The following is a 20,961-nucleotide window of genomic DNA, read 5'->3' as shown; positions in this document are numbered from 1 at the left end:
TCGATCGTGATGGCAAATTGATTGAACGATGCCGCAAACGGCGATGGTTTTTGGGGCCACCTTGAGCAAGAGTAACAGGGGTTCCATTCACACAAGGGATGACAAATGATGAGAAAAGCATGGCTGGCAGCGGTATGTGCATCTGCGCTCTTCGGTGGTATTGCGGGCGTGGCGCAGGCGGCTGACGGGATCAAGACCCAGCAGGTGCAGTTCAAGAAGGGGGAGTCAGGGGCGACTATCAACGGCACCATTCAGGGTAGCCAGACCCTCGATTACAAGCTGACGGCCAACAAGGGCCAGAGCATGGTGGTGATCCTGACCGGCAAGCCCTACTTCAATATTCTGCCGCCGGGCAGCAAGGGGGAGGCGATCTTTGTTGGCTCTCGTGACGGGAACAACTTTGAGGCAACCCTGCCTGCCAAGGGCTCTTATACCATTCGGGTCTACCAGATGGGGGCGGCCGAGAGCAGCAAGGCCAAGACGCCGTTCAAGCTGGAGGTGGGTATCAGCGGCTAATTCCTGCAGCTGACAAGCATCACAGAGGTGGCGGCCACAAAGGGCCGCCACCGTTGTTTTATCCTCTCTGTTTTTGCCTCGCCAAGGTCAATATTCACCCCGGGCCAGTCGCTCGAAGTAGCGCTGATAACGTCCGCTGGCGATGGCCTGCTGCAACTGCTGATTGAACTGATCCCGCAGTTTGGCTGAATCCGGCATCTTGCGCGGGAACATCACGAAGCTGTCGTTGCGCAGAAAAGGGGTCTGACTGTGGGTGATGAGTGCCGCGCTGGCGGGGTCGAGCTGGCTCTGCAACTCGGCCAGACCGACTCGCAGCTCTTGCGGATAGAGGTCAATCCGCCCGCGCAGCAGCTTGCCGAAATTCTGTTTCACGTCGGTGACTTTCTGTTGGGTTACCTTGCCATCAGCCACCATCTTGTCCAGCTCAGGCCCGTAGCTATAGGCGATATCGCCCCCCAACCGCATGCCGATGATCTGCTCAAGGCGCTCGGCTTGCAGCTGCCGTGATTTGAGGGAGAAGAAGACAAACTGCTCCTGCAGCACCGCTTCGCTGAACAGAAAATCCTGCTCCCGCTCCGTTTTGTGCATCCAGACGGCGGTGGCATCGTAGAGCTGGCTATTGGCCGCCAGCGAATAGACCCGACCCCAGGGGGCGAAGTGGAACTTCACCTGATAGCCCGCTTCCTTGAACAGATCGCTGATGAGGTGGGCCACTGGACCGTGCTGTTTTGATTGCTCGGAGACGAAAGGGGGCCATTCACCCACGATGATGTTGAGTACCCGGCCCGGTGCGGCGAGAGCCGACTGGCTGGTCAGAAACAGCCACAGAGCAAGCAGCGGGATCAGGCGCATGGCAGAAAGAAGGGGGCGCAGGCTGGCAGAGGCGAGGGCATCAGGTCACTCCCGGCTGTGATGCGGTGAAAGGGGCTGGGTTGCCCGCAATGCTAACATGAGTCTCATTCCTTGCCGTGGATATTTGTCTCGCCGGGGCCGCCAGACGCCTATTTTGGCCGCAGGGTATGCCCAAGCTCACAAAACCGATCGAGTAAACGTCATATGATTGATTTCATTATGAGTCTTGCTCTCCTGCCGAACGGCAATTTCACGTAAATCAAAGAGAATGACTATGGCTACCGGACAATATCTGCTGTGGAAAGATGCACAGGGACAGGATTTTCGCCCCGTTGCACTGACCGGCACTGATCTGCTTAACAATCGATACCTCAACAAGGGCACGGCCTTCACCGAACAGGAGCGGGCCGATTTTGATCTCGATGGTTTGCTGCCGCCTCAGGTACAAACTTTTGAAGCCCAGCTCGAGCGAGTGTATGAGGGGTTCAAGAGCGCTTGCAGCGATATCGAGAAGTACCAGAACCTGCGTGCCCTGCAGGATCGCAACGAAACCCTGTTTTATGCCCTGTTGTCACGCCATGTGGAGGAGATGACTCCCTACATCTATACCCCGACCGTGGGCAAGGCGTGCCAGGAGTTCAGCCACCGCTTCCAGAAGCCGCGCGGCCTCTACATCACCCCGGACAACGTGGATGACATGGGCAGTCAGGCCCGTCACTTCGATGCCAAATCGATCCGCATCATAGTCGTCACCGACAGCCAGGGCATTCTGGGGATCGGCGACCAGGGTGTTGGCGGTATGGGGATCCCCATCGGCAAGCTGGCGCTCTATACCCTGGGGGCCGGTATTCACCCCGCCTGCTGCATGCCCATCGCGCTGGATGTGGGCACCGATAACCAGAAACTGCTCGATGACCCCATGTACCTTGGCCGCCCCCACAAGCGCATTCGCGGCAAGGAGTATGAGGAGTTCATCGACAAGTTTGTGCAGGGGGTCAAGCGCCACTTCCCCAATGCGGTGCTGCAGTGGGAAGACTTCAGCAAATCCAACGCCTTCAACAATCTGGCCCGCTACCAGCAGGCACTGCCCTCATTCAACGATGACATTCAGGGCACCGGTGCCGTGGTGCTGGCCGGTATTATCGGCGCGGTCAAGGTCAAGGGGGAGACCCTGGGCCAGCAGAACTATCTGGTCTATGGCGCTGGCGCCGGCGGGGTTGGTGTCGCGGATCAAATCTGCGCGGGGATGATCCGCGAGGGGATGGATCCGCAGGCGGCCCGCGATCGCATCTACATTCTGGATACCCAGGGGCTGGTGTGCGACAACCGGGACGGGCTCGACGAGTACAAGCGCCGCTATGCCAAGCCAGGGTTGCTGCTGGCGGGTTGGGATACCGAGGTGCCCGGCAAGGCCAATCTGGCCGATGTGCTGCGTCATGTGCCCATTACCGTGTTGCTGGGTACCAGCGGCTCGGGCGGGGCCTTCCAGGAAGAGCATATCCAGCTGATGCTGCAGCATTGCGAGCGCCCCATGGTATTCCCGCTCTCCAACCCCACCGCCAACTGTGAAGCGCTGCCGGAAGATATCTACCGCTGGAGCAAGGGCAAAGCCATCGTTGCAACCGGTAGTCCGTTCAAGGATGTGAGCTACGAGGGGCAGGAGTTCCGGGTGGGGCAGGGCAATAACGTCTTTATCTTCCCCGGTGTAGGTCTGGCGGCCATCGTCAGCCAGATCCGCGAGATCACACCCGATGTCTTCACTACCGCCGCCTTTGCGCTGGCTGAGTGCGTGAGTGAGGTTGACCTGGCGAAAGGGGCCGTGTATCCCCGCATTCGCGAGCTGCGCAGCATCTCGGTGCATGTGGCGACTGCTGTGCTCAAGGATATCGTGCGTCGGGATCCCTCCCACCCGCTGATCGGTCAGGATCTGCAGCAGCATATCCTCAACCACATGTGGGAGCCGGTTTACCTGCCCTATCGTCGGGTATAACCGCGTATTCACCACCCGGATAGCGGATCGGTAAAGATGACAAGGGGGTAGCGCTGCTACCCCCTTTCGTTTACCCCGTGGCATTCACTAAGTTCGCAATGGCCGCCAGCGCCCTTGCTGATTGCGACAGGCGGTATCCTGCCACTGCTGGCTCGCCTTGCCGATATAGAGTTGCTCGCGATAGTCCCGACACCACTCCCCGCTGGTATGGCGGAAGGTGCGTAGCGGGGTGACGCTACCCGAGTGACGGTTAGCCGGATTGAACCAGGTGAGGCTCTGCCCTTTGGTGCGGGTTTCCAGCGCCTTGGCAAGGGCCTGATTGGCCAGTTGAACATCTGCCTTATCCATCTGATGGTAAAGCGGCGGGGTGTCGACCGTGGCGCAGCCAGCGAGGCCGAGCAGGAGGAGTGGTAACAGATATCGCATTATGGTTGCCCCTGTTGGCGAAAGCCGTTGTCAAGCAGAGCACGCTCCTGCTCATCGGTAAGCACTTGCTGGCGATCATCGACCGTGCCATCGCCCCTGAGCTTGTTGCCGTTGGCATCGACGGCATCTACACCGTTATCATCGACCGTACCATCGCCCCTGAGTTTGTTGCCGTTGGCATCGACAGCATCCACACCGTTGTCATCGACCGTGCCATCGCCCCTGAGTTTGTTGCCATTGGCATCGACGGCATCCACGCCGTTGTCATCGATGGTTCCATCACCCCTGAGCTTGTTGCCATTGGCATCGACGGCATCCACGCCGTTGTCATCGATGGTGCCGTCACCTCTGAGCTTGTTGCCATTGGCATCGACGGTATCTACACCGTTGTCATCAACGCCATTGCCAAATCCGCGGCCACCCCCATGGCGTTCTCCCCCTGCATGTTTTTCTCCACCAGCATGCCGTTCACCTCCACCATGCTGCTCTCCGCCAGCATGCTCGCCTTGGCCGCCACTGTCATCGCTGCCCCCATCGCTGTCGCTGCCCCCATCGCTGTCGCTGCCACCGCCGCTGTTGCTGCCACCGCTGCTGTTGCTGCCACCGCCGCTGTTGCTGCCACCGCCGCTGTTGCTGCCACCGCTGCTGTTGCTGCCACCGCCGCTGTTGCTGCCACCGCCGCTGTTGCTGCCACCGCCGCTGTTGCTGCCACCGCCGCTGTTGCTGCCACCGCCGCTGTTGCTGCCTCCGCCGCTGTTGCTGCCTCCGCTACTGTTGCTGCCTCCACCGCTGTTGCTGCCACCGCCGCTGCCACCGCCGCTGTCGCTGCCACCGCCGCTGTCGCTGCCACCGCCGCTGTCGCTGCCACCGCCGCTGTCGCTGCCACCGCCGCTGTCGCTGCCACCGCCGCTGTTGCTGCCACCGCCGCTGTTGCTGCCACCGCCGCTGTTGCTGCCACCGCCGCTGTCGCTGCCACCGCCGCTGTTGCTGCCACCGCCGCTGTCGCTGCCTCCGCTGCTGTCGCTGCCTCCGCTGCTGTCGCTGCCTCCGCCGCTGTTGCTGCCTCCACCACTGCTGCTCCCACTGCCACTATCGCCATCTTTGTTGTGAACGATCAGCTCATTGGCGATGTAGCTGTGGCTGCCATCGAGCAGCAGATTGAAGAGTGCGGTAGTGGGAGGAGCCTTGATCCAGCAGAGTGACTCAACCAGCAGTAATTCCAGCTGGGGTTGCAGGGCCAGATTGCCCGTCACCATGGCTGGTGCCGGGCGACACATTATCTGCATGCCGGTAAATAGCGGCAGCACCGCCAGTTGCGGGTTTTCGGTTCGGGTCATGGCCGGTGAGATGGCCGCCCAGCCCCGAGTGGTCAGCAGAGGGTGCTCTGCGGTAAAGAACGGGGGCAGATCATTGATCCCGTAGAGTCTGCGCTTGCCCAGTATGACCCGTTCGACCGCCAGGATCCGGTTACTGCCGCCGTGTTGATCCAGCACTCGTTCACCGACCCGGAGCGTCTCTATGGGGCGGGTGGAGCCATCGGCCATCGTGATGCGAGTGCCGGCGATAAAGCAGGACTTGGCATAGGCCTGATTCATTTGCCACTCATTGTGGGCGAAATCATAACTGAACGGGTTTGCAAACAGGGCGAGTGCGATGGCCGAGCCAATAAGCAATCTGCGCTGGCTGGCCTTGAATGGGGGCTGTGACATGGGGACTCCTTGTCCATCTTGATTCACAGGATCCATTATAGAGCGCACCCCTGGTGGCGGCATTTTTGACCATGAACACAATAAACATGATGGAAAAACGATTGGCGTTCGTCACAATAATGCGTAAAATCGCATGCTCGATGCTTGTAGCAACGAATCCCGCCTAAAAAGCCAGTTTCATGCCCTTCCCAAGCAGTAAAAGGTAACAAGTGACGCATTTGTGTTCATTTTTTGCCTTGAAAAAGTCTTGTGATAACTGAAAAGTGATAAATATCCCCATCAGTTATCAAAAAATTAAGGACATCCATGTTTTCCTTAGTCAAGCAAAGTGTCGCCGGGCTGCAAATCCTGTTTGTCGCCTTCGGTGCCATGGTTCTGGTGCCCCTGCTCACCGGACTGAACCCCTCCATGGCCCTGCTTGGCGCCGGTGTGGGCACCCTGTTGTTCCAGCTCTGCACCCGCCGCCAGGTCCCGATTTTCCTCGGTTCCAGCTTTGCCTTCATTGCTCCCATCATCTACGCCACCCAGACCTGGGGATTGCCATCCACCATGTTTGGCCTGTTTGCCGCCGGTTTCATGTATTTCATTCTGGCTGCGCTGATCCGGGCAAAAGGGATGGGTTTTGTGCACAAATTGCTGCCTCCGGTAGTGATTGGCCCGGTGATCATGGTCATCGGTCTTTCTGTGGCGCAGGTTGCCTGCAACATGGCGATGGGCCGTGCCGGTAGTGAGCAGGTAGTACCTGCGGGGACTGCGCTGACGCTGGCCGGTATCTCGCTGGCGGTCACCCTCATTGCCGCCGTGTTCTGCAAGGGGTGGATCAAGCTGATCCCCATCCTGTGCGGCGTGATTGCCGGTTATGTCTCGGCGGTGTTCATGGGCCAGGTGAGTTTCGATGGCATGGTGAACGCACCCTGGTTGGCGCTGCCCCACTTCGAAACCCCGGAGATCAACTGGGCTGCTGCGTTGTTCATGTTGCCGGTAGCCATCGCCCCCTGTATCGAGCATATCGGTGGCGTGTTGGCGATTGGTGGCGTGACTGGCAAGGATTACACCAAGGATCCGGGTTTGCACCGTACGCTGGCCGGTGACGGCATCGGCGTCTGCTTTGCCGGTTTCATCGGTGGCCCACCCGTGACCACCTACGCCGAAGTGACTGGTGCCGTGATGATCACTCGTAACTTCAATCCGGTCACCATGACCTGGGCTGCGGTGTTTGCCATCATTCTGGCCTTCTTCGGCAAGTTCAATGCGCTGCTTACCTCCATCCCGATGCCGGTGATGGGCGGTATCATGCTGCTGCTGTTCGGATCCATCGCTGCCATCGGTCTCAAGACGCTGGTGGAATCCAAGGTGGATCTGGGACTGTCACGCAATATCGCCATCGTCGCCGTGACGCTGACCGTCGGTGTCGGTGCGCTGGAGATGAAGATTGGCGACTTCGCGCTGGCCGGCGTTGGCCTGGCATCTGTTGCCGCCATCCTGCTCAACCTGATCCTGCCTGCGCACTCCGAAGAGGGTGTGATGGACGCGGCCAAGGATTGAGTTTCACCAGACGTTCATCGTTGATTTGGAGAAGGCCACCTCGCGGTGGCCTTCTCTTTTTCGGGTATCTCGCGCCACTTTTCTGCTCGGCGGAGCTCATCTGGAATCTAATTTGGAAGCAGATGAGGGGGTTAGCATTCTCATTTGACGTATCTCTTTTCGTGACCTTAGCTAAAGGACAGGTTTGGCTCTGAGGTCTCCTCGAGCAGTATGGGAAAATGGATGTTGGCGTTTTCTATCATTTCTCTCCCAGACCCCTGTCATAAAACGATGCGCTTTTTCTTTGCCACGGCGCTGTTGTATGGCAGAGGCTTATCCGCCCAATTCCGCACTCCCCTTATGCTGCCCTGGCATGTTTCCACCTCGATTTGTTGTGAGCCTCCCTCGCCGGTTGCGTTTCGTTGCGCACAGGCAAAATCCGGATCTGTTTGCTGCTGCACATGGGTGGGCGGCGAGCCGTGAAAGCCGGCATGACCCCAGCGGGTCAGACGTGCACCGCCATAGGTAACGGCGGATGTTCAGGGATGAATGGCAAGCAAAGCGAGGTTGCAATGAACTATCAACTGCTGTGGAAAAGTGCAATTTTTTCAGTCTCTTCCATGATGGCGATAAGCGCTGTTCAGGCTGCGCCACTGAACGTGATGACCGAGGATTACCCGCCATTCAACATGCAGGGAGAGGGGGGCAAGATTGTCGGGCTGTCGACCGAGGTGGTCGAAGAGCTTTTCAAGCGTGCTGGAGTCGAATACAAGCTGACCCTGATGCCTTGGAAACGGGCGTACGAAGATACCCTCGGTACTCCCAATACCGCCCTCTACTCCACGACCCGCACTCCGGAGCGGGAAGCACTGTTCAAGTGGGTAGGGCCGCTGGTCAATAACAACTGGGTGTTTTTCTCCAGCTCGACCGCCAATATCACGGTCAAGTCGCTGGAAGATGCCAAGCAGTATTCGGTGGGTGGCTATAACGGTGATGCGGCCGCCGAATATCTCAAGGCCCAGGGATTTGCCAAGTTGCAGCTGGCGACCAACGATACCGCCAACGTGAAGAAACTGGAGGCGGGCCGCATCGATCTTTGGGCAACCGGCCAGTATCTGGCGCCCTATCTGGCCAGCAAGGAGAAGGTGGCCTCACCCAAGCCGGTCTTCGTGTTCAAGGAAACCCAGATGAGCTTGGCGTTTAACAAGGACACGCCCGATGAGCTCATCACCAAGCTTAACGAGATCCTCGCTGCCATGAAGGCGGATGGCACCATCGACAAGATCAATGCCAAGTACCAGTAACAGTACCAATAGCAAGTGCCGCTCAATGGCACTGCGCCGGCTGCCGTAAAACCGGGAGGAAACCATGGATTGGAAAAGTCTGACGTTCAGGATTGCCGTGTTGACCTCCCTGTCGGTGAGTCTGCTACTGGTGTTGTTTGGCGCTTACAACTACCACGCCGTCAAGGCGGAGAGCTACAGCAAACAGAGTGCGCTGGTCGAACAGGCCATCGGCCGGCTGCAGCTCTCCCTGCCCGGCCCGCTGTGGAATTATGAATCGGCTTTCATCGAGGCATCGCTCAAGTCCGAGCTGGCGGCCGATATCCTGAGTGCTTTGCTGGTGGTCAACAAGGACAAGCTGGTAGCCGGGTTTGCCCGTGATTCGGCGGGGAGCATTGCCCCCGTGACAGCCATGCCTGCCGATGTGTCTGCCTACGGGGGATATGATCTGGTCTATGACGACAGCGGTCAGAAAAACACTGTGGCCCGATTGCTGGTGCAAACCAGTGATGCCGCCATTCAGGCCCAACTGCGCCAGCAGTTGATCACCACCGTCTGGCAGATCCTGGTGCTCGATCTCTGCATCATCGCGTTGCTGATGGTGCTGATTCATCGCAATGTGCTCAGGCCGCTCCATCAGATGAATCAGGCGGTATTTGATCTGGCCAAAGGAGAGGGGGATCTGACCCGGCGTCTGAAGATCAGCCGCCAGGATGAGATGGGCGCGCTGGCCACCAACATCAACCACTTTATTGCCAAGTTGCAGGAGATGGTGGCGGAGATCAACGAGCTCTCTGCCGGTGTGTTGCAAACCGCCGAACTCTGTGACTCCCTCTCGGCAGATACCCGGGTAGGCAGTGACGCCCAGCAATCCGAGCTGGATCAGGTCGCCACCGCCATTACCGAAATGAGTCAGGCTGTGCAGGAAGTGGCTGGCAATGCGGTGAAAACCTCTGGCGCTACCGATGAGGCCAACCTCTATGTGGAGCAGGGTTACAATCTGGCGGGCCATGCCAATGAGGCCATCCATCAACTGGTGGGGGAGGTGGAGCGGGTCGCCACCCTGATGCGCACCCTTTCGACCGAAAGCAGCAGCATTGGCACCATCATCGAGGTGATCAACGGCATTGCCGAGCAGACCAATTTGCTTGCCCTCAACGCGGCCATCGAGGCGGCACGGGCGGGTGATCAGGGGCGCGGTTTTGCGGTGGTGGCGGATGAGGTACGCACCTTGTCGGGCCGTACTCGCCAGTCGACGGAGGAGATCAGCGCCAGTATCAAGCGGTTGCAGCAAGCGACCCAGAATGTCGGGGCCGGAATGCAACAGAGTCAGGAGAAGGCATCCCGCGCCGGAATAGAGGCGGCAGATGTGCAGATATCGGTGGAGAAAATTAAAAATCAGGTCAGCCTGATCCGCGAGATGAACATGTATATCGCCCAGGCATCGGAAGAACAACACTCGGTGGCGGAAGCGGTCAGCCACAGCGTCAACCGGATTGCGACGCTCAACAGCGAGAGTGCGGCCAGAGTGGCACAGGTTGCCGAAGCCAGCAGCGATCTGCGGCAGCTGTCGGCCCAGCTCGACACCCTGCTCAAGCAGTTTCGGGTCTAGTCAGTTCACTTCGCCCCGTTGGATCATCCTGCGGGGCAGGTAAGGTTCCCTTTATTGTGAGGCGCTGCGAGATGTTGTGAGGGGCAAGGGGCCTTGTCCAGCAGAGCTTTTCGTCATGCCCATGTCACTGTTCAGCTGAGATTGGCGTGACCGTGATAGGCGAAACTCGCAACATCATGCTCTGCCCGATATGCTGTCCGACAGCGCTGGACGCATATTTTCATTTTCCCCGCTCATGCCTGCCTGCATCTATTGTGCCGCTGATCCCGACCCTTTAGACTTTCGTTTAATTACAGCGAGTCCTGAGCCGCCATCTGGCTTTATCAGGTGTGGAATCCCATCTTCTTCATGATGAATGCAAATAACAGGTGGTTGGTATGACGGGGGTTGCGCCAGGCAATAACATATCAGCCTATCACTTCGGTGATTATGTCTTTGATGTCAAAAGGCGAGAGTTGATCTTCTGTGCCGACAAGGACAACTTGCAAAGCGCCCGAGTGGTGCGCTTGTCATCGGCAGAGAGCCTCATTTTCAGCTATCTGCTCGATCACCATGACGAGGTGTGCGACAAGGATCTGTTGCTCGAAATCGGCTGGTTGGGTCGCCCCATTAGCCCCAACTCCCTGAACGTGGCTATCGCCAATATTCGCCGCCACTTCGCTTCATCCCCCCAGACGCTGGATATCAGAAGTACCCCGAGAAAAGGTTACTCCCTGCATCTGAACTGCAAGATGAAGAGCTATTACGGCAAGGCACTGCCAACAGAGAGTGAGCCCTTGTCCGAGCTGGTGAGCGAGCCCACGCCTGCAGTGGCTGCGCAGTCACCGTCGACACCATCAAGCTCCGATCACGAGGTCATCAAAGATCCTGCTGCCGCCGCTCCCCGTTCTTTTGGTGAGCGGGCCAAACTTGCCTTTCTCAGAGGTATCGGGCGGCCAATGTTGGTCAGGAGCCTGATGTACGTCAATCTGCTACTGGCTGTGCTGATGGCGTTTGTCGCCAGCTATCTCCATTTCGAGTGGCTCCATGTGCACTGCACCGATTCGCCGACCGGCGTTGTTTGCCAGATGGAGGCACGGAGCGACGTGCCACCAGTCAAACCGGCATCGCTGGTGCTGGTCTCCGGCCACCAGGTTCGCGTGCTTTCCTATAAAGAGCTCGAAAAAACGCTGTAAGGGATCTCTGATGAAACGAACGCTGAAAAATACCTTGCTGCTGTTGCCACTGCTTGTCGTGCTGCTGTTTGTGGTCGGGATGTTTATCAACAGTCTGGGCTGTCATTACGACCTGAAAATGTCGGCCAATGGAGTCAACTATCACGGGGTGTGCCGCTGGGGCAAAATCACCGTGATCGAAGAGGAGGAGGCGACCAGGGAGAAGTGGCGGGTGACCGGTTTTCAACTGACCTTCTTCAACCAGCTTGTTTACCTCATCGACAGTCGTACCCAACTGCACGAATCGGGTAACGATGACTCCTATCTCAATGAGTACAACCTGATCCAGTCGCAATATGCGCTGGTCAACTATGCCTGGGTGCCGCTGACTGAAAACAAGGTGGCGATCTTCCAGCGCGATCCGGTGCACGAGGTCGTGATTGCCCAGCGAGATGGCTGGTTCGATCTCTACCGCTGGTTCTTCCCCCCGGCACCGCTGGTGCCTGTTCAGCCACAAAGCGCAGGTGCCGGGCGTCCCGCTAGTTTCTAAGCAACTTGCACCAGGGGCCGGTGACCTCGCAGTGGCCTGTCTCATCACTGTTTTGCCAGCCCAGCCGATAGTAGAAGGCTACTGCCGCCGTGTTGCGGGTCGCAACCTTGAGCGAGCCGTACGGCGAATCAGCCAGGCCCCGCTCCAGCAGGGCGCGCCCTATCCCCTGACCGTGCCAGTCGCTTGACACATAGAGGTGATGGACGAAGTGATCGGGCTGCCAGATGGCGATAAAGCCGCAGATATTGCCCCCCTGTTCGGCTACCCACACCCGTTCACCTTTGGTCTGTTCCTCGAAATCCTCGAGTTGGAAACGGGCGGGATCGACCCAGTGAAAGGTGTGGCGGCGGCTCTTTAAAAACAGCCGGGCCAGTTGGGGAATGTCGTGTTCTTCCATGAGCCGGATCATGATGCCCTCCCGAATCAAGCCAATGTTCATTGAGGCAGCTGCACAGCGGCAGGTTAATCGATGCAAATGACAAGGGTGTGATTAAGCACTGTCCATTGTATTTGCCATGGGGCTATACTGCCGGAGTCCCTTGTATGGATGGCTTGAGGATCGCTGATTTATGGACAATAAACTGATTGAAGGCAACATTTTTGTTCCGGCGCACATAGACGATGTCTGGCACGCCTGGACTACCGAAAGCGGTCTGCGCAGTTTTCTGGCTCCCGAATGTTTGATGGTGGCCGAACCGAATGGTCCTTTCGAGATCTACTTCAGGCCTGATGCCCCGCTGGGTGAACGTGGCAGTGAAGGGTGCCGGGTCATGGCCGTCATGCCCTATGACCTGCTCAGTTTCAGCTGGAATTTCCCGCCCAGCCTACCCCATATCCGCCAGCAAAAGACCCAGGTTTGCCTGCGCTTTGTGCCGGAAGGGCAGGGCACTCGCCTCTACTTCCTGCAGAGCGGTTGGGCCAATGATCCGGATTGGGATCAGGGTTATGCCTATTTTCGGGAAGAGTGGCTGGAGACCAGCCTGCCACGGTTGCAGTATCGTTTTACCCACGGTCCCATCGACTGGAACAATCCGCCAGACAAGGCGCAGTTGAAGGCGCTGGCCCAGTAATCCCGGATATCAGACATAAAAAAAACCGGCCAAAAGGCCGGTTGAAACAGTTCAGGCTTGTCAGGTGACAAACGTATCCAGCGGATGAGAGTCGCTTTCCACTCCTTGTGAAGCACAACCCTCTTGGTTACGTGCGGCTACTTTATGCCATTCACACTGAATCGAGGCTGAACCATGGATGATCCCGCCTCGTTCCCCTCTTAAATCAGATAGTGATCCCCATCGACTGGCGCAAGTAAGCGCCCGCACCGAGCAGCCCCGGCCCTTCATGGGTGATCAGGAACACCGGGATCTCCTTGAGGTAGGACTTGAAGCGCCCCTTGTCTTCAAAGGCGACCCGGAAACCGGAACCGGTAAAGAACTCCTGGAAGCGCGGCACTATGCCGCCTGCGATATAGACGCCGCCAAAGGTGCCCATATTGAGGGCCAGATTGCCGGCAAAGCGGCCCATCAGCACGCAGAACAGGCTCAGGGTGCGACGGCAATCGAGGCACTCCCCGGCCAGTGCGCGCTCGGTAATGTCTTTGGGGGCAAACGGTTTGGGCTCACGGCCATCGGATTTCACCAGCCCGCGATAGAGATTGACCAGACCCGGGCCGGAGAGGAAACGCTCTGCCGAGACATGGCCCAATTCGCCTCGCATTACTTGCAGTACCGCATCTTCCTCTTCGGTGTTGGCAGCAAAATCCACATGACCACCTTCACCCGGCAGGCTCAGCCACTGCTCACCCGCCTTGACCAGATGGGCGACCCCAAGGCCGGTGCCCGCACCATAGATGGCGATGGGCTTGCCCGCTACCGGCGCGGCGCCGCCCAGCTGGATGCGATCCGATTCAGCCAATACCGGTACCGCCATCGAGACGGCAGTAAAGTCGTTGATCACTTGCAGGCGTGCCAGCCCGAGATTGCTCTGCATCTCGCTGATGGAGAACTCCCAACTGTGGTTGGTCATGGCAACCCAGTCACCGTTGATGGGGCAGGCGATGGCGATGCAGGCTTCAGCCACCTGAGCCTTGTGTTCCTCCAGATAGAGGCGTACCACGGCTTCAAGGCTGGGATGGGCCAGACCTGAGTAGGTCTTTGCCTGAGAGATAGTACCGGTGGCCAGCTCACACAGGGCCAGACGCGCATTGGTGCCGCCGACATCGCCGACCAGCGCATGGGTATGCTGCATAACAACTCCTTCGTTACAGGATGGGGACGACTCTGGTGTCCCTAGATTATTGTTGGATTATGACGGCCCATTCTATCCGAGCTCAGGCTTGCTCACCCGCCGGATCGATACAAACGTGCGCCTGCTCACAGTGTTGTTGCTTTGCAACATTTGTAAGCGCTTTCATGGCAAGGTGACGTTTTGTAACGAAAAGTACGAAATAATTAGAGATGAGTCATACTTTGTATGGCAGGCGTTAGTTGCGATAACCGCTTGTCTTGTATAGTCCTTAGCTTGAATGGAAACTTGCTTAGCCGTAGATTGAGTGCAAAGACACTGAAGCTAAATTACAAAAACGCCTGGTGGTGATGATGAATACCCTTGATAAAATTACGAACAACTTGGAAAGTTTCAGTAAATCAGAACGCAAGGTTGCCGAGGTGATCCTGGCGTCTCCCCAGACCGCCATCCACTCCAGCATCGCCGCTCTGGCCAAGATGGCCGACGTCAGTGAACCGACCGTCAACCGCTTTTGCCGCCGTCTCGATACCAAGGGCTTTCCTGATTTCAAACTCCATCTGGCCCAGAGCCTGGCCAATGGCACCCCTTACGTAAATCGTCATGTGGAAGCGGAAGATGGGCCTGATACCTACACCGCCAAGATTTTCGAATCCACCATGGCCTGTTTGGATGCCGCCAAAAACAGCCTGGATATCTCTGCCATCAACCGCTGCGTCGATATCCTGACCCAGTCCAAGAAGATCAGCTTCTTCGGCCTTGGCGCCTCCTCCGCCGTTGCCCGCGATGCCCAGAACAAATTCTTTCGCTTCAACATTCCGGTAGTGAGCTTTGACGATATCGTCATGATGCGCATGAGCTGCATCAACAGCAGCGAAGGGGATGTGGTGGTACTTATTTCCCACACCGGCCGCACCAAGGCGTTGGTCGAGATCGCCGCGCTGGCCCGCGAGAACGACGCCACCGTGATCGGCATGACCGCCAAGGACTCCCCGCTGGCCCGCGAGTGCAATCTGGTGCTCTCCATGGATGTGCCGGAAGATACCGATGTCTATATGCCGATGGCATCCCGCATCGCCCAGCTGGCGCTGGTGGATGTGCTGGCGACCGGTTTTACCCTGCGCCGAGGGATGAAATTTCGCGAAAATCTGAAGAAAGTAAAAGAGGGATTGCGCGAATCCCGCTTCGAAACTCCGCACTCTTCCTGAACCGTCGGGGGCTCCGGCCCCCGACTGTCTATGCCACCCGCCTTGGTGTAGTATTGTAATTTAATAACAAAAACCACCCAGATGGTTTGCAAACGGGTGCATCGAGCCATGGGCTTGATGGGGCAGAATCTCAAGTCATATCAACTTCATATTGGAGTCTTTCATGCCTAGACGTACAAAGATTGTAACCACACTCGGTCCGGCTACCGACCGCGAAGGGATCCTCGAAGGGATCATCCGCGCCGGGGCCGACATGGTGCGGATGAACTTCTCTCACGGCACTGCTGAAGACCATATCCTGCGCGCCAATCAGGTGCGTGACATTGCTGCCAAGCTCGGTCGTCACGTCGCCATCATGGGTGATCTGCAAGGCCCGAAAATCCGTGTTTCCACTTTCAAGGATGGCAAAATCTATCTGGCCATCGGTGACAAGTTCATTCTCGACGCGGCACTCGGCAAGGGTGAAGGTTGCCAGGAGCAGGTTGGCATCGATTACAAGAGCCTGCCAGACGATGTGGTACAGGGCGACATCCTGCTGCTGGACGATGGCCGTGTGCAGCTGAAGGTCGAGCAGGTTGAAGGCACCCGCATTCATACCACGGTGACCGTGGCCGGGCCGCTCTCCAACAACAAGGGCATCAACAAGAAAGGGGGCGGTCTCTCCGCTCCAGCCCTGACCGAGAAAGACAAGGAAGACATCAAGACCGCTGCCCGCATGAATGTGGACTATCTGGCTGTCTCCTTCCCGCGCTGTGGCGATGATCTGCGCTACGCCCGCGAGCTGGCCCGCGAAGCCGGTTCCAATGCCAAGATCGTGGCCAAGGTTGAGCGCGCCGAAACCGTCGCCACCGATGAGGCGATGGAAGACATCATCCTCGGTTCCGATGCTGTGATGGTCGCCCGTGGCGATCTGGGTGTCGAGATCGGTGACCCCGAGCTGGTTGGCGTACAGAAGAAGCTGATCCGCCACTCCCGTCGTCTGAACCGTGTGGTGATCACCGCTACCCAGATGATGGAATCGATGATCAATGCGCCGCTGCCGACTCGTGCAGAAGTTATGGACGTGGCCAACGCCGTGCTGGATGGTACCGATGCGGTGATGCTCTCCGCCGAGACTGCTGCCGGTCAGTTCCCTATCGAGACCGTGACCTCCATGGCGAGCGTCTGTGTCGGTGCCGAGAAGCACCCTAGCCTGAACGTCTCCAACCACCGCATGAGCTACACCTTTACCTCGGTAGAAGAGGCGGTGGCCATGTCCACCATGTATGCGGCCAACCACCTGGAAGGGGTGAAGGCGATCGTGGCACTGACCGAGTCCGGCACCACGCCGCTGCTGATGTCCCGTATCAGCTCCGGTCTGCCGATCTTCGCCATGTCCCCCCACAACAAGACCCTGGCCTGGACCAACCTCTACCGTGGTGTTACCCCAGTGATGTTTGACGGTGACGAGACCAAACCGGTCTACGAAGTGTGCCGCGACGCGCTGGCCGTGCTCAAGGAGAAGGGGCTGCTGCAAAGCGGCGACATGGTGCTGCTGACTCACGGTGACAAGATGGAAACCGTGGGCAGTACCAACACCTGCAAGGTGATGATGGTCGAATAAGCCCGTCCAGTCTTACTGTGCTTAATAAGGCTGCTCCTCTTTGATGAGCAGCCTTTTTGTTAACCGCTGTCGGGCTGTGGCGGGATAAACAGGACTCAATGATTGCTTAACCGGATTCCCCTTCCGATAATGCGGGAGTGATTTTCAGCGGGTAGCCTGTTGTAGGTGATCGCCCCAGGTAACCCAGACACTCGACAATACGGGAGTGAAAAAATGAACAAGCGTAACTGGTTGCTGGCCCTGTCACTGAGTCTGGCCTTCTCACCCTGTTATGCCGACTGGGCCAAGCTCAAGGCCGCAGCGTCCGATCTGGGTGCGGCAGTGAGCGAGACCAGCAAGGAGGTGTGGCAGGATGTCAGTGATTTCTCCAAGAAGAGCTGGGCCTCCATCTCGGCCTGGGGAGAGGATGCCTTCAATACCGCCGGGGTCTGGACCGACAAGAGCATCGCCACCGGCAAGGAGTGGCTGAAGGCGGCCGACAAGGAGCTCAACGAGATGCTCAACCCCAAGACGGCTAAAGAGGCGAGGATCGCGCTCAATACCATGGCCGACACTGCGCTGATCCGGTTGTTCAACGAGCAGCCATCAGCCAAGTTGTTGTTTGACAAGGCTTATGGTTATGCGGTGTTCGATTCGCGCAAGTTCTCCCTGATGCTGCATACCAATCAGGGGGCCGGGGTGGCAGTCAATCGGAAAACCGGCAAGCACACCTATATGAAGATGTTTGGTGCGGGTCTGGCGGCCGGGATTGGCGGCAAGTTCTATCAGCAGGTGATCCTGTTTGAAGACAAGGCCAGATTCGATGCCTTCGTGACCCAGGGGTGGGAGGCTACCTCCGAAGTGGGCGTGGTGGCCGGCAAGGAGAGCGCCGAGCTTACCGCCAAATACAATGGCGGCATGGCCATCTACCAGATTGGTGAGAAGGGCCTGCTGCTCGATGCCAATATCTCCGGCTCCAAGTACTGGATTGACAAGGACTTGACTGAAACGAGCCGCTAATCCTGTCGTTATCGGTTGCTCACTGCACACCATGCGTTTGTCGTGATCTTGCCAACAGGCCCGCAATGCGGGCCTGTTTGTTCTCTCGGTGTCAGTGGGCTGAATAGACATGCTTGCCCTTGAACATGGTCCAGAGCACCTTGGTCTCCTTGAGCTCTTCGCTTGCTACCTGTTCCAGATTGCGATCCAGCAAGATCAGGTCAGCACTCTTGCCCGCGCTGATGGAGCCAATCTCTTTCTCCCGTCCAATTACCTTGGCGGCGTTGAGGGTATAGGCCTGCAAGATGGCCTGACGGCTGATCTGCTCGCTGGCGGGGGGCAGCAAGCCAAGCTCCCCTTGACGAGTGATCGCGGTATACATGGCGAGGAAAGGGTTGGGGCTGGAGACCGGCCAGTCACTGGCACCGGCAATAATGGCGCCGCTTTGCAGCAAGCTGCCTGCCGGATAGAGGCGGGCTAGCAGTGCCGGGGGCACTTTTCCATCAAGCAGCAGGGTGGTCGCCACGTTTTTCCCGGCCCACAACAGTTGCATCGATGCGGCCACATTGAGCGGTTTGAAGCGGGCAATGCTGGCCGGGCTCACCACCTCCAGATGGGTGATGCTGTGCAGCAGGCGGTGATCCCGATTGTGGGCCCGGGCATAGGCTATGGCATCAAGGGATTCTCGGACGGCCCGATCGCCGATGGCATGAAAGTGCGCGATAAGTTGATGGGCATCCGCGGTGCGGATCAGCTCGTTGAAACGCTGCTTGTCCAAATCGTCCTTGCCGCTGTAACCGGGACGGTTGAGGTAGGGCTCGCTCAACTTGGCGGTCTGGGATGGATACTCGATGACACCATCTTGCAGGATCTTGAGCCCCACCAGTTTAACGTCCGGGGCATCTTGAAACTGCTGTTGCAGCGCCAATACGTCATCAATGATGGCGGGTGATGCATGTATCCCCACCAGTGCCAGTGCGGATACATGTCCGGTCAGCTTGCCTTCCCGGGAGAGCATGCTGTACGCCGGCAGCAGGCCGGTATCGCGGCGATCCGGCTCGGCGTTGAAGATGGGCGCAAGGGGGCGAATGTTGCTGATAGGGTCCATCCAGGCGGTAATGCCCACCTGATTGAGTTGTTTGGCGGCAGTCATGATGGCACTGGCAATCGTCTCGTCGCTGACGGGGGGCAGCGCCTTGAGTATGGCATCCCAGCCGCCTTCCGAGGCAAAGCCATTGAGCTTGCCGGATGGGGTGAGGCCAAAATTGCCTTTCAGCGGAGCATAACGACCGTCAAGGGAGCCGGCATCAATGCCTGCCTTGCGCAGCATGGCCTGATTGGCCCAACCGGTGTGGGCATCCGAACCTGCCAGCACTACCGGGATCTGCCGGTATTGCGGGCCATTGAACACCTGATCGAGCAGGGGAAGCTGATGCCAATAGTCGAGGGAGACATTGCTGTATAGCTCTACATCGCCCAGTGTCAGGCGGGGATCATCCTTGCTGCGGGTCAGAAATTGCTGCACCTGCTCAACCTCACTCATGGCATCGGGAAAGTTAACCGTCATCCCCTGAAAACCGGCAAATGCCGCATGAACATGGCTGTCGATGAGCCCCGGCATCAGGTACTTTCCTTTCAGATCAAGACGCTTGGCATGGTTGCCTAGACGGGCGCTGACCTCCTGATAGCTGCCGACTGCCACTATCTTTTTACCTTCAATGCCGACCGCTTCCGGGTGAGGGTTCGCCGGATCACCACTGTAGATGGTGCCGCCAAAGATCAGTGTCTGGCTCTGTGACTGGGCATTGGCGGCAGCGGGAAGCGTTACCAGCAGGCTGGCGAGAAACAGCGTTTTGATATTCATGGGCATGACTCCGTCGCTTCGGTGCCCGAAGGCACCGAAGTGGGTAAATGGAAATGAGGTATCGGCTTATCGGTTGATCAGCGGGATACAGATATCAAACACGTAATGATCCCGGTCGGGGTCCGTGCCTGCGTGGTATTGCTCGTAACACGGGCGATCGTCGCAGTTCAGCCCTTGGCCCACTACCCAGCGAAACGCCGTTTCCCAGCAGGCAACCAGTTGATCGCCGCGAGCGATAAACTGACAAACCGCATAGGGGCCCGCGGCGATGGTCTGGGTGGTTAACTGGCGCCCAGCGGGGATCTCTGGCCCCAGCTCGATGCAGACGTCAGTACGGCAACGGGTCTCATCGGTGATATCGGGGATATCCCAATAGAGACTCAGGGTACCCGCCGGTGTCATCGCCTCGTCTGAGGCGAACAGCGCGAGCAAATCCCGATGAGCTTGCTCGCAGGTCTCTTTGCCATAGGGGCCCAGGCGGCGCATGTACGCCACGCGCCTAGCGGGCATCTGCCTGACGTTTGCCCCCTGCAACAGACCCGGGTGTTCGGTGACCGGGTGCATGACCAGGCCATCATAGGTGTCAAAGGGAAGGGGATCGTTTCCAATCTTGCTTTTCCAGTTTCCCCCCTGCTGCTGGCGGTATTCCGAGGGGCTCATGGCGAAGTGCAGGCGAAAGGCCTTGGCGAAATTCTGGGAGCTGGAGAACCCGGCGGCCAGTGCGAGGGTGGTGATATCGCTCTGGGGGGAGGCGAGCAAGCGACGGGCAGCGCGCTCCATACGCAGGCGCCGGGTAAATCCGGCAATGGTCTCGCCGACCATCGTCTTGAAAATACGGTGGAAGTGGAAGGTGGAGATGGCTGCCGCTGCTGCGACCTCATCCAGGCCCGGATTGTCATCCAGATGGTGGCTGATGTAGTCCATCGCCTTGAACACGGGTTTGCGATAATCCAGAGCGGACTCCTTGCCAGCCAGCAAAAGTGGGCGTCAGAGTCGGATTTAATCAGAGCCACCTGCCGTTGTCGAACCCGTCCGGCCTGGTCTGGCCACTCATCCTCGTCGCGTTTTTAACGCATTGGCACTCTAATTGCTTGTTGCATGCCAGCGTCAATGATTTGTCTGGGGATGGAAAATGGAAATTAGTGCAAGCAGCCTGATGCAAGAGATGCAGGCGCTCAAGATCGAAGCAGGCGCAACGCCGCTGGCACAACCCGGTCGTCAGGTAACCTCCGACTTTGGTCTGCTACTGCAACAGGCGCTTGGCAACGTCAACGAGCTGCAAGGCGCCGCCAATGACCTGCGTACCCGTTTCGATATGGGTGACAAGTCGGTTGATCTGGCCGAGGTGATGATCGCGGGCCAAAAATCCTCCATCGCCTTTGAAGCCACGGTACAGGTGCGCAACAAGATGGTCGATGCCTACAAGACCATCATGAACATGCCGGTATAAG

General features: G+C 57.9%; 18 protein-coding genes and 1 pseudogene. 12 read left to right on the top strand and 7 right to left on the bottom strand.

What is annotated here, in order from left to right; translation table 11 throughout:
* The first annotated feature begins 105 nt into the window (after positions 1-105).
* A complete protein-coding gene (locus tag AB5Y71_RS06505) occupies positions 106-516 on the top strand; it encodes a DNA breaking-rejoining protein (protein ID WP_368171241.1) in 411 nt (136 codons plus the stop codon).
* 87 nt (positions 517-603) lie between these two features.
* On the opposite strand, the gene AB5Y71_RS06500 is transcribed toward AB5Y71_RS06505, so the two are convergent.
* Positions 604-1,368: a substrate-binding periplasmic protein gene (locus AB5Y71_RS06500; RefSeq protein ID WP_368171240.1), complete on the bottom strand. Its 765-nt coding sequence runs from the start codon at positions 1,366-1,368 to the stop codon at positions 604-606.
* A 274-nt stretch (positions 1,369-1,642) separates the two neighbouring features.
* On the opposite strand from AB5Y71_RS06500, the gene AB5Y71_RS06495 reads away from it, so the two are divergent.
* Complete coding sequence (locus AB5Y71_RS06495; protein WP_064339679.1) at positions 1,643-3,358, top strand: NAD-dependent malic enzyme; 1,716 nt, start codon at positions 1,643-1,645, stop codon at positions 3,356-3,358.
* An 87-nt stretch (positions 3,359-3,445) separates the two neighbouring features.
* On the opposite strand, the gene AB5Y71_RS06490 is transcribed toward AB5Y71_RS06495, so the two are convergent.
* Both AB5Y71_RS06490 and AB5Y71_RS06485 read right to left on the bottom strand, forming a co-directional pair.
* Complete coding sequence (locus AB5Y71_RS06490; protein ID WP_064335766.1) at positions 3,446-3,787, bottom strand: RT0821/Lpp0805 family surface protein; 342 nt, start codon at positions 3,785-3,787, stop codon at positions 3,446-3,448.
* Positions 3,784-5,493, bottom strand: coding sequence for a hypothetical protein (locus AB5Y71_RS06485; RefSeq protein ID WP_368171239.1), 1,710 nt, complete (start codon positions 5,491-5,493; stop codon positions 3,784-3,786). The genes AB5Y71_RS06490 and AB5Y71_RS06485 overlap by 4 nt, the downstream gene beginning before the upstream one ends.
* A 306-nt stretch (positions 5,494-5,799) precedes the next feature.
* Between AB5Y71_RS06485 and AB5Y71_RS06480 the strand changes: the two genes are divergently transcribed.
* The 5 genes from AB5Y71_RS06480 to AB5Y71_RS06460 all read left to right on the top strand — a co-directional run bounded on the left by AB5Y71_RS06480 (position 5,800) and on the right by AB5Y71_RS06460 (position 11,616).
* Positions 5,800-7,038, top strand: coding sequence for a uracil-xanthine permease family protein (locus AB5Y71_RS06480; RefSeq protein WP_005334784.1), 1,239 nt, complete (start codon positions 5,800-5,802; stop codon positions 7,036-7,038).
* Positions 7,039-7,589: 551 nt separating this feature from the next.
* Complete coding sequence (locus tag AB5Y71_RS06475) at positions 7,590-8,321, top strand: substrate-binding periplasmic protein (RefSeq protein ID WP_368171238.1); 732 nt, start codon at positions 7,590-7,592, stop codon at positions 8,319-8,321.
* 64 nt (positions 8,322-8,385) lie between these two features.
* Complete coding sequence (locus AB5Y71_RS06470; protein ID WP_368171237.1) at positions 8,386-9,912, top strand: methyl-accepting chemotaxis protein; 1,527 nt, start codon at positions 8,386-8,388, stop codon at positions 9,910-9,912.
* A gap of 455 nt (positions 9,913-10,367) precedes the next feature.
* The gene (locus AB5Y71_RS06465; protein WP_368171236.1) at positions 10,368-11,087 is read left to right on the top strand and encodes a transcriptional regulator; all 720 of its coding nucleotides are present in this window, start codon (positions 10,368-10,370) and stop codon (positions 11,085-11,087) included.
* 10 nt (positions 11,088-11,097) lie between these two features.
* Positions 11,098-11,616 (top strand): hypothetical protein, encoded by a 519-nt coding sequence (locus AB5Y71_RS06460; RefSeq protein WP_005353702.1) that lies wholly within the window; start codon positions 11,098-11,100, stop codon positions 11,614-11,616.
* Here the strand turns inward: AB5Y71_RS06460 and AB5Y71_RS06455 are convergent.
* Positions 11,606-12,025, bottom strand: a complete 420-nt coding sequence (locus AB5Y71_RS06455; RefSeq protein WP_368171235.1) for an N-acetyltransferase family protein — start codon at positions 12,023-12,025, stop codon at positions 11,606-11,608. The two genes, AB5Y71_RS06460 and AB5Y71_RS06455, sit on opposite strands and share 11 nt — an antisense overlap.
* Before the next feature lie 160 nt (positions 12,026-12,185).
* On the opposite strand from AB5Y71_RS06455, the gene AB5Y71_RS06450 reads away from it, so the two are divergent.
* Positions 12,186-12,686, top strand: a complete 501-nt coding sequence (locus AB5Y71_RS06450) for an SRPBCC domain-containing protein (RefSeq protein ID WP_005334766.1) — start codon at positions 12,186-12,188, stop codon at positions 12,684-12,686.
* Between the two features lie 205 nt (positions 12,687-12,891).
* On the opposite strand, the pseudogene glk reads toward AB5Y71_RS06450, so the two are convergent.
* Positions 12,892-13,863 (bottom strand): annotated as a pseudogene (gene glk / locus AB5Y71_RS06445) (glucokinase); the annotation flags it as partial.
* Positions 13,864-14,210: 347 nt separating this feature from the next.
* Here glk and AB5Y71_RS06440 point away from each other — a divergent pair.
* From AB5Y71_RS06440 to AB5Y71_RS06430, 3 genes are all read left to right on the top strand, one after another.
* Positions 14,211-15,065 (top strand): MurR/RpiR family transcriptional regulator, encoded by an 855-nt coding sequence (locus AB5Y71_RS06440; protein WP_005334759.1) that lies wholly within the window; start codon positions 14,211-14,213, stop codon positions 15,063-15,065.
* A gap of 163 nt (positions 15,066-15,228) precedes the next feature.
* Positions 15,229-16,668, top strand: a complete 1,440-nt coding sequence (gene pyk, locus AB5Y71_RS06435) for a pyruvate kinase (protein WP_005362071.1) — start codon at positions 15,229-15,231, stop codon at positions 16,666-16,668.
* Positions 16,669-16,881: 213 nt separating this feature from the next.
* Entirely contained in the window at positions 16,882-17,667 is a 786-nt protein-coding gene (locus tag AB5Y71_RS06430; protein ID WP_005353696.1) for a hypothetical protein, read from the top strand.
* A 91-nt stretch (positions 17,668-17,758) separates the two neighbouring features.
* On the opposite strand, the gene AB5Y71_RS06425 is transcribed toward AB5Y71_RS06430, so the two are convergent.
* Together AB5Y71_RS06425 and AB5Y71_RS06420 are read right to left on the bottom strand one after the other, a co-directional pair.
* Positions 17,759-19,510, bottom strand: a complete 1,752-nt coding sequence (locus AB5Y71_RS06425; RefSeq protein ID WP_368171234.1) for an amidohydrolase — start codon at positions 19,508-19,510, stop codon at positions 17,759-17,761.
* Between the two features lie 66 nt (positions 19,511-19,576).
* On the bottom strand, positions 19,577-20,488 hold the full coding sequence (locus AB5Y71_RS06420) for a GyrI-like domain-containing protein (RefSeq protein ID WP_368171233.1): 912 nt from the start codon (positions 20,486-20,488) through the stop codon (positions 19,577-19,579).
* A gap of 154 nt (positions 20,489-20,642) precedes the next feature.
* Between AB5Y71_RS06420 and fliE the strand changes: the two genes are divergently transcribed.
* A complete protein-coding gene (gene fliE, locus AB5Y71_RS06415) occupies positions 20,643-20,960 on the top strand; it encodes a flagellar hook-basal body complex protein FliE (protein ID WP_005353687.1) in 318 nt (105 codons plus the stop codon).
* The last annotated feature ends 1 nt before the right edge of the window (position 20,961 follow it).

Source organism: Aeromonas sp. R9-2, from assembly GCF_040908025.1.
Taxonomy (GTDB): Bacteria; Pseudomonadota; Gammaproteobacteria; order Enterobacterales; family Aeromonadaceae; genus Aeromonas; species Aeromonas veronii.
The sequence above is the reverse complement of the archived record's forward strand: the minus strand, read 5'-3'. Positions and strand labels throughout refer to the sequence as shown.

Excerpts from the sequence above, each read along its gene's own strand:
- AB5Y71_RS06505 (WP_368171241.1), top strand. The coding sequence starts at position 106 with ATGATGAGAAAAGCATGGCTGGCAGCGGTATGTGCATCTGCGCTCTTC.
- AB5Y71_RS06500 (WP_368171240.1), bottom strand. The coding sequence starts at position 1,368 with ATGCGCCTGATCCCGCTGCTTGCTCTGTGGCTGTTTCTGACCAGCCAG.
- AB5Y71_RS06495 (WP_064339679.1), top strand. The coding sequence starts at position 1,643 with ATGGCTACCGGACAATATCTGCTGTGGAAAGATGCACAGGGACAGGAT.
- AB5Y71_RS06485 (WP_368171239.1), bottom strand. The coding sequence starts at position 5,493 with ATGTCACAGCCCCCATTCAAGGCCAGCCAGCGCAGATTGCTTATTGGC.
- AB5Y71_RS06480 (WP_005334784.1), top strand. The coding sequence starts at position 5,800 with ATGTTTTCCTTAGTCAAGCAAAGTGTCGCCGGGCTGCAAATCCTGTTT.
- AB5Y71_RS06475 (WP_368171238.1), top strand. The coding sequence starts at position 7,590 with ATGAACTATCAACTGCTGTGGAAAAGTGCAATTTTTTCAGTCTCTTCC.
- AB5Y71_RS06470 (WP_368171237.1), top strand. The coding sequence starts at position 8,386 with ATGGATTGGAAAAGTCTGACGTTCAGGATTGCCGTGTTGACCTCCCTG.
- AB5Y71_RS06460 (WP_005353702.1), top strand. The coding sequence starts at position 11,098 with ATGAAACGAACGCTGAAAAATACCTTGCTGCTGTTGCCACTGCTTGTC.
- AB5Y71_RS06455 (WP_368171235.1), bottom strand. The coding sequence starts at position 12,025 with ATGATCCGGCTCATGGAAGAACACGACATTCCCCAACTGGCCCGGCTG.
- AB5Y71_RS06450 (WP_005334766.1), top strand. The coding sequence starts at position 12,186 with ATGGACAATAAACTGATTGAAGGCAACATTTTTGTTCCGGCGCACATA.
- AB5Y71_RS06440 (WP_005334759.1), top strand. The coding sequence starts at position 14,211 with ATGAATACCCTTGATAAAATTACGAACAACTTGGAAAGTTTCAGTAAA.
- pyk (WP_005362071.1), top strand. The coding sequence starts at position 15,229 with ATGCCTAGACGTACAAAGATTGTAACCACACTCGGTCCGGCTACCGAC.
- AB5Y71_RS06430 (WP_005353696.1), top strand. The coding sequence starts at position 16,882 with ATGAACAAGCGTAACTGGTTGCTGGCCCTGTCACTGAGTCTGGCCTTC.
- AB5Y71_RS06425 (WP_368171234.1), bottom strand. The coding sequence starts at position 19,510 with ATGAATATCAAAACGCTGTTTCTCGCCAGCCTGCTGGTAACGCTTCCC.
- fliE (WP_005353687.1), top strand. The coding sequence starts at position 20,643 with ATGGAAATTAGTGCAAGCAGCCTGATGCAAGAGATGCAGGCGCTCAAG.